Annotated in this window: 14 protein-coding genes; 8 read left to right on the top strand and 6 right to left on the bottom strand. The window is 72.4% G+C overall.

The window, feature by feature from the left end; translation table 11 throughout:
• Nucleotides 1–34 precede the first annotated feature (34 nt).
• The 3 genes from IFR11_RS09245 (at nt 35) to IFR11_RS09255 (ending at nt 4,136) form a co-directional block, all read left to right on the top strand.
• Nucleotides 35–1,372, top strand: a complete 1,338-nt coding sequence (locus tag IFR11_RS09245) for a multidrug effflux MFS transporter (RefSeq protein ID WP_191915955.1) — start codon at nt 35–37, stop codon at nt 1,370–1,372.
• A gap of 96 nt (nt 1,373–1,468) precedes the next feature.
• A complete protein-coding gene (locus IFR11_RS09250) occupies nt 1,469–2,170 on the top strand; it encodes a phosphatase PAP2 family protein (RefSeq protein WP_055838786.1) in 702 nt (233 codons plus the stop codon).
• Nucleotides 2,171–2,180: 10 nt separating this feature from the next.
• The gene (locus IFR11_RS09255) at nt 2,181–4,136 is read left to right on the top strand and encodes a helicase HerA-like domain-containing protein (protein ID WP_191915956.1); all 1,956 of its coding nucleotides are present in this window, start codon (nt 2,181–2,183) and stop codon (nt 4,134–4,136) included.
• A gap of 98 nt (nt 4,137–4,234) precedes the next feature.
• Here IFR11_RS09255 and IFR11_RS09260 read toward each other — a convergent pair whose 3' ends face one another.
• Nucleotides 4,235–5,704 (bottom strand): MFS transporter, encoded by a 1,470-nt coding sequence (locus IFR11_RS09260; protein ID WP_191915957.1) that lies wholly within the window; start codon nt 5,702–5,704, stop codon nt 4,235–4,237.
• 201 nt (nt 5,705–5,905) lie between these two features.
• Here IFR11_RS09260 and IFR11_RS09265 point away from each other — a divergent pair, with 201 nt between their 5' ends.
• From IFR11_RS09265 to IFR11_RS09275, 3 genes are all read left to right on the top strand, one after another.
• The gene (locus tag IFR11_RS09265) at nt 5,906–7,504 is read left to right on the top strand and encodes an SDR family oxidoreductase (RefSeq protein WP_055838780.1); all 1,599 of its coding nucleotides are present in this window, start codon (nt 5,906–5,908) and stop codon (nt 7,502–7,504) included.
• A gap of 78 nt (nt 7,505–7,582) precedes the next feature.
• Nucleotides 7,583–8,065 (top strand): molybdopterin-binding protein, encoded by a 483-nt coding sequence (locus tag IFR11_RS09270; protein ID WP_191915958.1) that lies wholly within the window; start codon nt 7,583–7,585, stop codon nt 8,063–8,065.
• On the top strand, nt 8,062–8,490 hold the full coding sequence (locus tag IFR11_RS09275; RefSeq protein ID WP_055838775.1) for a molybdenum cofactor biosynthesis protein MoaE: 429 nt from the start codon (nt 8,062–8,064) through the stop codon (nt 8,488–8,490). The genes IFR11_RS09270 and IFR11_RS09275 overlap by 4 nt, the downstream gene beginning before the upstream one ends.
• A gap of 185 nt (nt 8,491–8,675) precedes the next feature.
• Here IFR11_RS09275 and IFR11_RS09280 read toward each other — a convergent pair whose 3' ends face one another.
• From IFR11_RS09280 to moaA, 5 genes are read right to left on the bottom strand one after another with little or no spacing between them, the layout of a single operon-like run.
• Nucleotides 8,676–8,912 carry a MoaD/ThiS family protein gene (locus tag IFR11_RS09280; protein WP_055838773.1) on the bottom strand — a complete coding sequence of 79 codons (237 nt, stop codon included), beginning with the start codon at nt 8,910–8,912 and terminating at the stop codon, nt 8,676–8,678.
• Nucleotides 8,909–9,409 carry a cyclic pyranopterin monophosphate synthase MoaC gene (moaC, locus tag IFR11_RS09285; RefSeq protein ID WP_191915959.1) on the bottom strand — a complete coding sequence of 167 codons (501 nt, stop codon included), beginning with the start codon at nt 9,407–9,409 and terminating at the stop codon, nt 8,909–8,911. The genes IFR11_RS09280 and moaC overlap by 4 nt, the downstream gene beginning before the upstream one ends.
• Nucleotides 9,406–10,629, bottom strand: a complete 1,224-nt coding sequence (locus tag IFR11_RS09290; RefSeq protein ID WP_191916021.1) for a molybdopterin molybdotransferase MoeA — start codon at nt 10,627–10,629, stop codon at nt 9,406–9,408. The genes moaC and IFR11_RS09290 overlap by 4 nt, the downstream gene beginning before the upstream one ends.
• A 29-nt stretch (nt 10,630–10,658) precedes the next feature.
• Complete coding sequence (locus tag IFR11_RS09295; protein WP_191915960.1) at nt 10,659–11,429, bottom strand: HesA/MoeB/ThiF family protein; 771 nt, start codon at nt 11,427–11,429, stop codon at nt 10,659–10,661.
• Nucleotides 11,426–12,652, bottom strand: coding sequence for a GTP 3',8-cyclase MoaA (gene moaA / locus IFR11_RS09300; RefSeq protein ID WP_191915961.1), 1,227 nt, complete (start codon nt 12,650–12,652; stop codon nt 11,426–11,428). The genes IFR11_RS09295 and moaA overlap by 4 nt, the downstream gene beginning before the upstream one ends.
• A 103-nt stretch (nt 12,653–12,755) precedes the next feature.
• On the opposite strand from moaA, the gene IFR11_RS09305 reads away from it, so the two are divergent.
• Both IFR11_RS09305 and modA read left to right on the top strand, forming a co-directional pair.
• Nucleotides 12,756–13,151 (top strand): TOBE domain-containing protein, encoded by a 396-nt coding sequence (locus IFR11_RS09305; protein ID WP_055838769.1) that lies wholly within the window; start codon nt 12,756–12,758, stop codon nt 13,149–13,151.
• A gap of 304 nt (nt 13,152–13,455) precedes the next feature.
• Nucleotides 13,456–14,235, top strand: coding sequence for a molybdate ABC transporter substrate-binding protein (modA, locus tag IFR11_RS09310; RefSeq protein WP_191915962.1), 780 nt, complete (start codon nt 13,456–13,458; stop codon nt 14,233–14,235).
• Nucleotide 14,236 lies beyond the last annotated feature (1 nt).

Here is a 14,236-nt window from a genome sequence, read left to right on the forward strand (position 1 = left end):
TCGGGCTGTCCGTGTTGCGAAACGAAACTGACGCGTGCTCGATACTGCTTCCCACCCCGTGATCCCCGCAGCGGCTGCCGCCGCGCAGACCCCCACCGGCGCCATCCGCGCGCTGGGCAAGAACCCCGCCACCGCACCGATCGTGCTGCACCCGGGCGACGCGATCCCCGCGTCGCGCCGCGTGCTGTACATCATCGTGCTCGGCGCACTGACGGCCCTCGGCCCGTTCACCATCGACCTCTACCTGCCGGCGTTCCCGGTTCTCGAGGCCGACTTCCAGACCTCGGCGGCGGCGATCCAGCTGACCCTCACGGGCACGATGATCGGCTTCGCCCTCGGCCAGCTGATCGTCGGGCCCCTCAGCGACAAGGTCGGGCGCCGTCTTCCCCTGCTGTCGGTGACCGCCCTGCACGTGGCCGCGAGCATCTTCGCCGCCCTCGCGCCGACGCTCGAGACGCTCTCGATCGCGCGCGTGCTGATGGGCGCGGGAGCCGCCGCCGGCGGTGTCGTCGCCGCGGCGATCATCCGCGACCTCTTCGGGGGGCGCCGCCTGGTGGTCATGCTCTCGCGCATGGCGATGGTGTCGGGCGTCGCACCCGTGCTGGCTCCGCTCGCGGGTTCCGCGCTGCTGCTGGTGATGAACTGGCGGGGCATCTTCGTCGTGCTCGCCGTGTACGGCGCGGTCATGCTCGTGTCGGCCATCCTGTTCGTGCCCGAGACCCTTCCGGCGGCCCGCCGCGGCGGCCCGGGAGCCACCACGGTGTGGCAGCGGTACGCGAGCGTCTTCCGCGACCGCGTCTTCATCGGCGTGCTGATCATCGGGGCGATGACCTTCAGCGGTCTGTTCTCGTACCTCTCGGCGTCGTCGTTCCTGTTCCAGGTGACCTACGGCTTCAACGCCCAGCTGTACGGCGTGCTGTTCGCGGCCAACTCGGTCGGCGTGGTCGTCGGCGTGCAGGTCGCGTCACGTCTCGCGGCCCGCTTCGGCCCCCAGTGGGTGATGGCCTTCTCGACCGCGGTGCTCGTGCTCGCCGGGGGTGCCATCGTGGTGACCGACCAGTTGGGACTGGGACTGTGGGGGACCATCGTGCCCCTGTTCTTCTTCATGACCGCGTGCGGCTTCACCTTCCCGTGCGCGCAGGTGCTCGCCCTCGACCGGCACGGCAAGGCCGCGGGGACGGCGCAATCGATCATCGGCGCGGCCAACTTCGGCATCGCCGGCATCATCTCGCCCCTCGTCGGGCTGCTGGCCACCGGATCGGGCATCACCGCCACGACCATGGCATCCGTGATGCTCGGGTGCGCGGTCATCGGCGTGATCTCGCTCTGGGTGCTCGTGCGCCCGCGCACGGTCGAGCGCCTCGCACCCTGACCTCCCGGTTACATCCCGCCGACACCGGCGGCCGCGAACAGTAGCAGAGCGGGCGTCGGTGTTCCGCGGGGCCTCGGCGAGCGGCATCATGGGTCAATGGATGCCGCTGCGACCGACGACCCCGTTCTCGATGCGCGCCCGCAGCGGTTCCGCGCCGTCGTCGGAGTGGTGCTGGTGGCTGTGGCGTGCGGCCTGGGGGCGTGGGTGTACTTCCGCGGCCCGAGCCCGTTCGCGGTGGACGTCTGGTGGAACCAGTTGTTCGCGGCGGCGCCGTCGCAGCCGCTGTTCGTCTTCGCGCTCGCGATGGACCAGGTGGGCGGTCACCTCACCGCGGTGCTGATCATTCCGCTCGGAGGGGCGCTCGCGCTCTTCCTGTCGCGGCGGCGATGGTCGGCGCTGTACTTCCTGACCGCGTCCGCGGGCAGCGCCTTGTTCGTCCAGGTGCTCAAACAGACCTTCGGTCGCGCCCGTCCCGAAGACATCCTCATCCTCAGCGACTACGGCTCCTTCCCCTCGGGTCATACTGCGAACGCCGCGACGATCGCGGTCGTCGCCGCGGTGATCTTCCCCCACGCGTGGGTGCGTGTGGTGGGCGTGGCCTGGATCGTGCTGATGGCGTTCAGCCGCACCTACCTGCACGCGCACTGGCTGTCGGACACCCTGGGCGGCGCGCTGGTGGGAGCGGGGGCGGCGCTCATCCTGGCCGCCGCGTTCTCGCGGTTGCGGTACCGCGACGCCGACCGACTCGTGATGAGACGCGCGCGCCGGGCGGATGCCGGGACGCGGGGCGCGTCGTAGGCTGACGCGCATGAGCGCCGCCGCCGACGAGACCCCCGCTTTCTCCGACGCCGACGCCGAGGTCACCCGCCTGCGGGCCGAGGCCGATGCCGCCGAGGCCGAGCTGCGACTCGCCCGTGCGCGCGCCGACCTGGCCGCGGCCGAGGCGGCGGCTGCCCGTGCGCGCGCGGCGGCGGCGTCGGCGCGGCCGGCGGGGGAGCCCGCGGCGGCGCCCGAGATCGTGCCGACGACGACGGCACCCGCTCCGGCCGGCTCTGCGGCGACCGGGCGGTCCGACCCCTCCGCGTCGCCCCACGCCGCCCCGCCCGCGAACACCTCGGTCGGGTCCGCCGCGTCGGGGCCGCTGTCCGATGCCCAGGTCGCCGCCGTCGCCGCGGGCTACACCGCCGACGGCGCGACCCTCGACCTCGGCGTGCTGATCAACGGCGGGCCGGTGGCATCCGTTCCCGTGCGCATTCCGCTGGCGATGACGAACCGCCATGGTCTGGTCGCCGGCGCCACCGGCACGGGCAAGACGCGCACCCTGCAGTTGCTCGCCGAGCAGCTGTCCGAGAACGGGGTGCCCGTGTTCGCCGCCGACATCAAGGGCGACCTCTCGGGTCTGGCCGCGCCCGGGACGCCGAGCGAGAAGCTCGCCGCGCGGACCGCCGCCCTCGGTCAGGACTGGTCGGCGCGGGCGTTCCCGACCGAGTTCTTCGCGCTCGGCGACGACGTGGGCGCGGGCATCCCCGTGCGGGCGACGGTCTCGGGCTTCGGACCGCTGCTGCTCAGCCGGGTGCTGGGCCTGAACGCGACGCAGGAGTCGAGCCTGGGACTGGTGTTCCACTACGCCGACGAGAAGGGGCTCGCCCTCGTCGACCTGTCCGATCTGCGGGCGGTGCTGCTCCATCTGACCGCAGACGAGGGCAAGGCCGAGCTGAAGGGCATCGGCGGGTTGTCGGCCGCGACGGCGGGAGTGATCCTGCGCGAGCTCATCGCGTTCGCCGCGGCGGGCGCCGAGACCTTCTTCGGCGAGCCCGAGCTCGACGTGAGCGTGTTCCTGCGCACCGATGCCACGGGTGCCGGCATCGTGAGCCTGCTCGAAGTGCCCAACGTGGCCGCGCGACCCGAGCTGTACTCGACGTTCCTCATGTACCTGCTCGCAGAGCTGTACGAGACGCTCCCCGAGGTCGGCGATCTCGACAAGCCCAAACTCGTGTTCTTCTTCGACGAGGCGCACCTGCTGTTCCGCGACGCGTCGAAGGCGTTCCTCGCCGCGATCACCCAGACGGTGCGGCTGATCCGCTCGAAGGGCGTCGGGGTCTTCTTCGTGACCCAGACGCCGAAGGACGTTCCCGGTGACGTGCTCGCCCAGCTGGGCTCGCGTGTTCAGCACGCCCTGCGGGCCTTCACCCCCGACGATGCGACGGCGCTGCGGGCCTCGGTGCGCACGTACCCCGACTCGGGCTACGACCTCGAACGGGTGCTGCAGGAGCTCGGCACGGGCGAAGCGATCATCACCGTCATGAGCGAGCGCGGGGCGCCCACCCCGGTCGCCTGGACACGCCTGTTCGCCCCGCGGGCGTCGATGGCGCCGATCAGCGCCGACGCGATGGCCGCGGCGGTCTCGTCATCGCCCCTCTTCTCGACCTACGGCACCCCCGTCGACCCCGAGTCCGCGCGCGAGATCCTCGGCGCGCGCCTGCAGGCCGCGACCGACGCGCAGGAGGCCATCGAGCGGGCGAAGAAGGCCGCCGCCGACCAGGCCGAGTTCGCGAAGCAGAAGGCCGCGATCGACAAGGCCCGCGCCGACGCGCAGAAGAAGGCGCAGCGCGAGTACGACCGGATCCTCAAGACCACCGCGGCCCCGCGCCGCCGGGCGAGCACCCCGACGGCGCCTCTCGACGATCTGCTGGGGCGCGGGGCGACGAAGAGCATCGTGTCGGGGGTCATCCGCGGACTGTTCGGCAACGGGCGTCGGCGCTGAGCGTGTGCCCGGTCGGGCGGCGTCGTGCCACCGACCCGGGAAGAGCGGAACGGGGAGGGATGCCGTGACCTCCGGCATCCCTCCCCGTTCCGGCGCGGCTACGAGCGGCGGATCTGCAGCGGCATGGTCGAGGTGTCGATGAGCGGGTCGTCGTCCTGCCGCTCGACGAGGGCCTCGGCCTCGGCCGTGGTCTCGACGGTGGGCATCGATCCGAGCAGCGGTCGGCGGGCCGTCTCGCGCATGGACAGAAGGGCGACCAGCCCCAGAGCGGCGAAGAACATGATGTAGAACGCCGGCATGAGGGTGTTGCCGGTCAGGTCGATGAGCGCCTGACTGAACAGCGGGGTGGTGCCGCCGAACAGCGACACGGCGATGTTGTAGGCGACGGCCATCGCCCCGAACCGCGACGCGGTGGGGAACAGGGCCGGCAGAGCGGATGCCGAGATGGCGACGTAGAACGCCACCGGCACCGCCGCCATGCACAGGGCGATCATCACCGCCCACAGCTCACCGATCTGCATGATGAGGAACGCCGGAACCAGCAGCACCAGGGCGGACCCCGCGGCGATGGCGTACACGGGCTTGCGGCCGATCCGATCGCTCAGGCGACCGATCAGGGGGAGGGCTGCCGACATGACCAGCAAAACCGGCACGGTCGCCACCGCGGCCGACAGGTTGGATACGCCCACCTCTTTCTCGAGGTAGGTCGGCATGTAGCTGGTGAGGGCGTATCCGGCGGTGTTGGTGGCGGCGACGAGGGCGATACCGATCAGGAGCGCCCTCCAGTGGTGCCGCACGATGCCGATCAGACCCTGGCGGGCCATCGGGTCGTCCGCATCGATCTCGGCCGAGCCGGTGTGCTCGAAGGCGGGCGTCTCGGGAATGCGCAGACGGAAGTAGATCGCGACGATTCCGAGCGGGATCGCCAACAGGAACGGGATGCGCCACCCGTAGTCGACCATGGCGTTCTCACCCGAGATCGACGTGGTGATCGCGGTGGTGATCGCCACGGCCGAGGCGCCGGCGGCGAAGCCGACGTACGACCCGACATCGAGCCACGACGACCAGAATCCGCGCCGGCGGTCGGGCGAGAACTCCGAGACATAGGTGGTCGCCCCGGCGTACTCGCCGCCGGTTGAGAAGCCCTGCACCATCTTGAGCAGGTACAGGGGGACGATCGCCCACAGCCCGATCTGCGCGGAGGTGGGGAGGATGCCGATGAGCGCGGTGGCCGCGGCCATCATCGCCATCGTGAGGAACAGCACTTTCTGGCGGCCGATGCGATCGCCCAGCGGGCCGAGCACGAAACCCCCGAAGGGGCGGACGAGGAAGGAGATGGCGAAGCCGAGGAGCGTGACCAGCAGGTTCCAGGGGGCGGGGACGTCGGAGGCGAAGACGACGGTGAGCGTGACGGCGAGGTAGCCGTAGATACCGAAGTCGAACCATTCCATGAAGTTGCCGACGACGGTGCCGCCGATGGCGGTGCGGACGCGCTTCTTGTCGATGACGATCACGTCGTCGACCTCGAGCCGTGCGGCTCCGGATGCCGAGGGGGGTTTCTCGTTCATCGGTCCAGCTTCACTCGGATCGGCTTTCGTTTCCAGTCCGGGCGCTGCGCGAGAGCGTGTGTTAGCGGAAGGTCAGCACCCGATCGCCCCACCCGCGGCGGGGTGCGCGTCGAGCGGACCGGAACGATCCGGCGGCACGCGCGCACCCTCGCGTCCGTCAAGCCCCCGGCGATGTCGGATGCCGCGCGTACCGTGGCGGGCATGACCGAGCTCTCCGCCCCCACCGGCCGCGAAACCGCGCTCGTCGCCCAGCCCCGGCCCGACGGCTCGGCCCCTCGCGCCCTGGTGTTGGGTGCCACCGGATATCTGGGCGGTCGACTCGTTCCCCGACTGCTCTCGGCCGGCTACCGCGTGCGCGTGATGGCGCGCGATCCGCGCCGCGTCGAGGCGTTCCCCTGGGGTGACGAGGTCGAGACGGTCGCCGGCGACGCGACCGACGCCGATGCGGTCCGCAGCGCCGTCGAGGGCGTCGACGTGCTCTACTACCTGATCCATTCGATGGGCAGCGGCCGCGACTTCGAGGCCACCGACCGGCGCGCGTCGCAGACGGTCGCCGACGCGGCGGCGGCGGCCTCGGTGTCGCGCATCGTCTACCTCGGCGGACTGCACCCCGACGACGCCACGCTGTCGGCGCATCTGCGCTCGCGCGTCGAGGTGGGCGACATCCTGCTGGCCAGCGGTGTGCCCACGCTCGTGCTGCAGGCGGGCGTCGTCATCGGCTCGGGCTCCGCCTCGTTCGAGATGGTGCGCCACCTCACCGACGTGCTGCCGTACATGCCGGCACCCAAGTGGGTGCGCAACCACATCCAGCCGATCGCCGTGCGCGACGTGCTGCACTATCTTCTCGGAGCCGCTCGGGTCGCGCCGAACGTCAACCGCGCCGTCGACATCGGCGGCCCCGACGTGCTGCGATACGGCCAGATGATGAACGGCTACGCGCTGGAGGCCGGCTTGCACCAGCGCGCGATCGCCTCGTTGCCCGTTCTCACCCCTCGACTCGCGTCGCACTGGGTCAATCTCGTCACCCCCATCCCGAAGGCGATCGCACGGCCCCTGGTCGAGTCGTTGCAGAACGACTGCGTGGTGAAGGACCGAGCGATCGACGACCTGGTGCCGCGTCCCGAGGGGGGTCTGCTGCCGTACCGCGACGCCGTCCGCCGTGCTCTCGGACGCGTGAACGACGACGCCATCGAGACCAGCTGGCAGGATGCCGAGGTCTCGGGCGTTCCGAGCGACCCGCTGCCGAGCGACCCCGACTGGGCCGGACGCCTGGTGTACACCGACGAGCGCACCATGACGACGACGGCGAACTCCGCGCAGCTGTGGTCGGTCATCGAGGGCATCGGCGGCGAGAACGGCTGGTACTCCTCGCCCCTGCTGTGGGCGATCCGCGGGTGGATGGACCGCCTGGTCGGTGGGGTGGGCCTCGCCCGCGGTCGCCGTAGCCGCTCGGTCGTGACCGTCGGCGACGCGCTCGACTTCTGGCGCGTCGAGGCCATCGAGCCCGGCCACCTGCTGCGCCTGCGCGCCGAGATGAAAGTGCCCGGGGGAGCCTGGCTCGAACTACGCGCGACCCCCGAGGGCGACGGAGCGCGCTTCGACCAGCGCGCGCTCTTCTTTCCGACCGGTCTCGCTGGGCGCCTGTACTGGCTGGCCGTGCTGCCCTTCCACGGCCTCATCTTCAGCGGTATGGCCCAGCGCATCACCGCTGCTGCCGAGCACGTGCAGCGCGATAATCCGGAGCCGAAGGCCGAGGCGGGTCGCCTCGCGCCCGAGGTCCCCGAGGTCGAGACGGTCTGACGATGCTCTCGTGCGCTCCTCGCGTCTCGTCGCGCTCGTCGGGGTCCGCCCCTCGGGCGTCTGACCTAGGCTGATCCCGTGCCGCACGTCGCCCGGGTGATCACCGTTTCCGACCGCTCCGCCGCGGGCCTGCGCGAAGACCGCGGCGGCCCGCTCGCCGTGTCGCTGCTGCGCGAGGCCGGTTTCATCTGCGCCGACGCGGTCGTCGTGCCCGATGGGGCCGACAGCGTCGAGGCCGCGCTGCGCGCCGCCGTCGCCGAGGGGCCGGGACTCATCGTCACCACGGGTGGCACGGGCATCGCGCCCCGCGACCGCACGCCCGAGGGCACCGCCCGGGTGCTCGATCGTGAGCTGCCCGGTGTCGCCGAAGAGCTGCGTCGCCGGGGCCTCGCCGACACCCCCCTGTCGGTCATCTCGCGCGGGCTGGCGGGGATCGTCGACCCCGGGGTGCTCGTCGTCAACCTTCCCGGATCCACGCGCGCCGTGGCATCCGGAATCACGGTGATCGCCGAGATCGCCCCGCACGTGCTCGACCAGCTCGCCGGAGGAGACCACGCATGAGTGCCGTCCGCATCGCCCGCCTGTCGGAGCAGCCGCTCGACCTCGACGTGCACCTCGATGCCGTCGAGGACCCTTCGTCGGGTGCCGTGACCACCTTCGTCGGGCGCGTCCGCGACACCGACCCCGATGCCTCCGACGCGGTGGTCGCCCTGGAGTACAGCGCGCACCCCGACGCCGAGCAGGCGCTTCACCGCATCGCCGAGGACGCCGCGGCCGGCACCGACGCGATCGTCGCCGTCAGTCACCGCGTCGGGCGACTGGGCGTGGGCGATGCGGCCGTGATCATCGCCGTGGCATCCGGTCATCGCGCCGCGGCGTTCGAGGTGTGCCGCACGGTGATCGAGACGATCAAGACCGACCTCCCCGTGTGGAAGCGTCAGGTCGAGGCCGACGGCACCACGGAGTGGAAGGGCCTGGGCGGATAGGTATCAGATCTGATGCCCTCCGGGCGTCGGCCGTTGGAGGTGCAGCGAGTGACGCTCCCCTCCGGGGGAGGGGTCACGGTCCCGACCGTCGCCGAGATCGCCCGCATCAAGGGTTTCCTGATCGTCAAGCGCAGTCAGATGCGCGACTACCTGGACGTCGCCGAGCGTCGCTTCGTGGGGCGCGCTCAGCCGCCCGCGAAGGGCGGCAGCACGTCGACGTGGGTCGCGCCGGTGAGCGCCACGTCGTCGTCGTGGCGCGTGCCGTCGACGAGCACGGCGCAGCGATCCAGGATGCCGACGAGGGCGGGGTGGGCGGCGGCGATCGCCGTGCGCAGCGCGACCAGGGTCGTCTCGGCGCGGTCCTCGGCATCCGTGCCGGCGGCCTCGGCGGCGGCGGCGAAGTAGCGGACGCGGACGCTCATGCGGGCGCCCCGTCCGCGGCATCCGACTCGCCCGGACGCCGCCAATCGCCCGACTTGCCGCCGGTCTTCGACACGATGCGTACGTTCTCGATGAAGGTGCCCTTGTCCATGCCCTTCACCATGTCGACGATGGCGAGGGCGGCGACCGAGACGCTCGTAAGCGCCTCCATCTCGACGCCGGTGCGGTCGGCGGTGCCGACCGTGGCCTCGATCTCGACGCCGTCGTCGGTGATCTCGAGCTCCACCGAGGCGCGGTGCACGCCGATGACGTGGGCCAGCGGCAGCAGAGCCGGAGTCGACTTGGCGGCCTGGATGCCGGAGATCCGCGCCACGGCCAGCACATCCCCCTTGGGGGTGGTGCCGTCGCGGAGGGCCGCGACCACCTCGGGCGCGCACCGCACGAAGCCCCGCGCGGTCGCCGAGCGCACGGTGGGCTGCTTGAGCGTGACGTCGACCATGCGGGCGTGGCCCGTGGCATCCAGGTGGGTGAAGGTCATGGAATCAGCATGACATCGAGCGGGTCGCCCACGGCGACGGCCGACACGTCGGCGGGGACGATCGCGAAGGCCTCGGCGCGAGCGAGCGAGGCCGCGAGGTGCGAACCCGACCCTCCGGCCGTGGCCGGGCGCACGGTTCCGGCGACCAGATCGACCGCGGCGGGGAGGTACTGGCGGCGTCCGGGCGGAGTCGTCCAGCTCTCGGATGCCGTGAGGCGGGCGAGGCGTCGGTCGACGTCGGCGCGCCCCTGGAGCGCCAGCAGGGCGGGGCGCACGAACACCTCGAACGACACCGCGACGCTCACGGGATTGCCGGGCAGACCGAAGACGAGGCGACCGTCGGGGAGGACGCCGAAGGCCTGCGGCTTGCCGGGCTGCATGGCGATCCTGTCGAAGGCGATGCGGTCGGCGAGTGCCAGCCGTACGGGCTCGTAGGCGCCCGCGCTCACTCCGCCGGTGAACACGACGACATCGGCGCGCGCCGCGCGGGCGAGCACGGCGTCGATGCCGGCGGGGTCGTCGCCGATGCGGTCGACGAGGTCGATCTCGGCGTCGGCCTCGGTGACGAGCGCGGTCAGCAGCGTCGCATTGGAATCGGGGGTCTGGCCGCGTTCGGGCGCTGCACCGGGGGCGACGAGTTCGCTGCCGGTCGACACGATCGCCACGCGGGGGCGGCGCGTGACCGACACGGTGTCGACGCCGGCGGCGGCCGCCGCGGCCAGGGCGAAGGCGCCGAGGCGCTCGCCGGGCGAGAGCACGATGTCACCCGCGCGCGTGTCGCCGCCGCGGCGACGGATGAAGGCGCCCGCACTGGCGGGACCCCGGCGCACCTCGACTGAGCCGAGTGAGTCGGCGAGGCCCCCGGCCGTGTCCTCGAACGGCACGATGGCGTCGGCGTCGGCGGGAACGGCCGCGCCCGTCATGATGCGCGCGGCCTCACCCGTCGCGAGCGTCGGGTCGTCGGCGGTGCCGGCCGGCAGATCGGCTACGACCCTCAGGGTCACCGGGGTCTCGGCATCCGCCCCCTCGACGTCGGCGAAGCGCACGGCGAAGCCGTCCATCGACGAATTGTCGAAACCGGGCAGGTCGTGGGCGGCGAGCACGGGCCCGGCGAGGGTGCGTCCGGCCGCGGCGGCGAGTGGCACCTCTTCGGCGGGAAGCAGCGCGACGGCGGCGAGCACGCGGTCGCGGTGCTGTTCGACGGTGAGCAGCGGGGTCATCGGGGCCTCCGGGATCTGGGCGAGACGGGTCACGGGTGCCGCGCGGGCACGAGCGGGAGGACGTCGTGACGCGCGCGGAGCGCGTCGATCACGACGAGTCGGCCGAGGAGCGGTTCTCCGGCGCCGGTGATCAGCTTGATCGCCTCGGTCGCGAGCAGCCCGCCGACCTGCACGCAGAGAGAGCCGAGCACGCCCACCTGCGCGCACGTGGGCGGTTCTCCGGCCGAGCCGGGAGGGAACAGATCGCCGAGCACCACGGGCACGTGGCCCTCGGGCGGGGCCGACCAGAACACGGTCACCTGCGCCGCCCACTCCTGCACGGCTCCCCAGACGAGGGGGATGCCGAGGGACTCGGTCGCGGCGGCGACGGCCTCGCGCGTGTCGAAGGTGTCGCTGCCGTCGATGACGAGATCGGCGCCCTCGAACAGCTCGCGGGCATTGTCGGGGGTCAGTCGTACGGTGTGCTCGCGCACGACGGTGAGGGGGGAGAGGTCGCGAACGGCGCGGGCGGCGGATGCCGTCTTGGCGGTGCCGATGTCGTCGACGCGGTGCATCAGCTGACGCTGCAGGTTGGTGCGCTCGACGACATCGTCGTCGATGACGATGAGTTCGCCGATTCCCGCGGCCGCGAGCGACAGCAGCACGGGGGAGCCGAGACCGCCGGCGCCGACGACGGCGATGCGGGCGGCCGCCAGACGCCGCTGTCCCTCCTCGCCGATGCCGAGCAGCACGGCGTGGCGGGCGGTGCGGATCAACTCTTCGGGGGCGAGGGATGCCACCGGCTCGACGAGCGGCTTCATCCGCCGATCGCGCTCATCGTGCGCTCGGGCTGCACGAAGTCGGGTCGTGCCAGACCGACCGTGTCGGAACCGTGGGCGCGGGGCTTGGCCCACATCGCGTCGCGCCACACCTGCGCGAGGCCCTCGTCGTCGGCGCCGTCGCGCAGCACGCTCAGCAGGTCGGTCTCTTCGTGCGAGAACAGGCACGAGCGGATGCGGCCGTCGGCGGTGACGCGCGTGCGCGAGCAGGCGTTGCAGAACGGCTCGGTGACCGACGAGATGATGCCGACGTGACCGGCCAGGGCGGTCTCGCCGTGGCGGCGCACCTCCCAGCGCTCGGCGGGCGCGGCACCGCGGCCGCGGGGATCGGCCGACAGCTCGAAGGCCTCGCCGATCGCGGCCCGGATGTCGCGGGCGGGAATGACGTTCGTCGCGGTCCACGAGCGGTCGCCGTCGAGGGGCATGTCCTCGATGAAACGCATCTCGAAGCCGTTCGACACCGCCCACTCGACCAGCGGCACGACCTCGGTGTCGTTGATACCGCGCAGCAGCACGGCGTTGATCTTGATCGGGCCGAGGCCCGCGGCGCGGGCGGCCTGCAGGCCCGCGAGCACCTTGTCGAGGTGGGGGCGGCGGGTGAGAGAGGCGAAGGTCTCGGCGTGCAGGGTGTCGAGCGACACGTTCAGGCGGGTGAGGCCCGCGTCTTTCAACGCCTGGGCGCGGCGATCGAGACCGACCGCGTTCGTGGTCAGCGCGATCGGCAGGTCGGGATTGTCTTCGCGGATGCCGGCGATGATGAACTCGAGGTCCTTGCGCACGAGCGGCTCGCCGCCGGTGATGCGCAGCTCTTCGGCGCCCAGCGACTGCACGGCCACGCGGACGATCCGGCGGATCTCGTCGGTCGTCATGAGCTGCGACTGGGGGAGCCAGGGCAGTCCGTCGGCGGGCATGCAGTACGTGCAGCGCAGGTTGCATTTGTCGATGACCGAGACGCGCAGGTCGCGGGCGGTGCGACCGAAGCGGTCGAGCAGTCCGCCCTCTTGCGGGGCGCCGGTCGCGCGGACGGCGCCGGGTTCGCGTTGCGGTTCTGCCGTGCGCGATGATCCCGTGCGCGGTTCGCCCGTGCGCGGTGCGCCGGTGGCGCGGATCGCGCCCAGCTGGCCCGCCGGGGCGCCCGCGGTCACGGTGGCGCCGAGCGGTACGACGACCGGGCCCGGCCTCGTGGTGGTGTGCTCGGCATCCATGAGTCGAGCCTAAGCGCGCGGGGGCGGGGGAGGGCGGTGGGGAGCTACGGGGAATCTCCTGGTGTGACAGCTCCGCGAACCGCGCGGGCGATACGGTCGTCGCATGCCGAACACCTTCCGCATCGCCACGGCCGCGCGCCTGCTCGGCGTCAGCGACGACACCGTCCGCCGCTGGATCGACCAGGGCGTGCTGCCGACGACCGGTGCCTCGCCCGTCGAGATCCCGGGGGCGGCCCTCGCGGAGCGGGCCGTGGCGCTCGCCGACGAGCCCGACGACCCGACCGGGGTCGCCTCGAGCGCGCGCAACCGCTTCGTCGGCATCGTCACGCGCGTGCGGATCGACGGCGTCATGGCGCAGGTCGACCTGCAGTGCGGGCCGCACCGCGTGGTGTCGCTGATGTCGGCCGAGGCGGCGGAAGAGCTGGCGCTCGCCCCGGGGTCGCTCGCGGTGGCCTCGGTGAAGGCGACGGTCGTGACCGTGGAGGCTCCGCGGGCGTGAGGCGGCGGCCTCGCTGAGCGCCCGACGCGGGCGTGGCTGGCCGGGGTCGACGGGCGGCCGAGCGGGCGTGACTCGCCGGCCTCGACGGGCGGTCGACGCGGGCCGAACTCCTGAGTTTCGGGGCGCGGCGCGCCGGATGCTGCCCGAGGGTGGCCTGGACGCCGTATTTCTCAGGAGTTCGGCTCGGTACGACGGTGGTGACGGGGAGCGCCGGAAGGGCGAGTGCGGAGAATTGCGGCCATATTGTCCGCAAATGAGGGCACAATGGAGGTCGCGGGCCGCCGGCGCCGCCGAAAGGAACACCGTGCGCCGCCCCCTCCGTCTTCTCGTCGTCCTCGCCGCTGCCGCCCTGCTCGCCGCCTGCGCGAGCCCGACGGCATCCCCCGCCCCCGCGGCATCCGGGTCCGCCGCGTCCGCAGCCACGCTCGACGGAACCGTCGAGGTGTACGCCGCCGCCTCGCTGCAGCGGTCGTTCGACGAGATCGCCACGGCCTTCGAGGCCGCCCACCCCGGGGTCGCCGTGAGCGCCGTCTACGACGGCTCGAGCACCCTCGCCACGCAGATCGGCGAGGGCGCGCCCGCCGACGTCTTCGCCTCGGCCGACGAGAAGAACATGGCGAAGGTGACGGATCAGGCCCCCGACCCGCAGCTGTTCGCGGGCAACACGCTCGTCATCGCGGTGCCCACCGGCAACCCCGGCGCGGTGTCGACCCTCGCCGACCTCGCGCGTGTGACCACGGTGCTGTGCGCCCCCGAGGTGCCGTGCGGCGCGGCGTCGGCGACGCTGCTGTCGAACGCCGGCGTCACGGTGACGCCCGCCAGCGCCGAGCAGAACGTCACCGCCGTGCTCACCAAGATCGCCGCCGGCGAAGCCGATGCCGGACTCGTCTACGCCACCGACGTGGTCGGCCGGGATGACGTCGAGGCCATCGTGCCCGAGGGCGCCGACGCCGTGGTGAACCGCTACCCGATCGCCGCCCTCGCCGACGCCCCGAACCCCGACGCGGCCGCGGCGTTCGTCGCCTTCGTGCTCTCGAACGACGGTCGGCGGATCCTCGCCGACGCCGGGTTCCGCGCCCTGTGAG

The sequence above is a fragment of the Microbacterium sp. CFBP 8801 genome, assembly GCF_014839455.1.
In the GTDB taxonomy this organism is placed as follows: Bacteria; Actinomycetota; Actinomycetes; order Actinomycetales; family Microbacteriaceae; genus Microbacterium.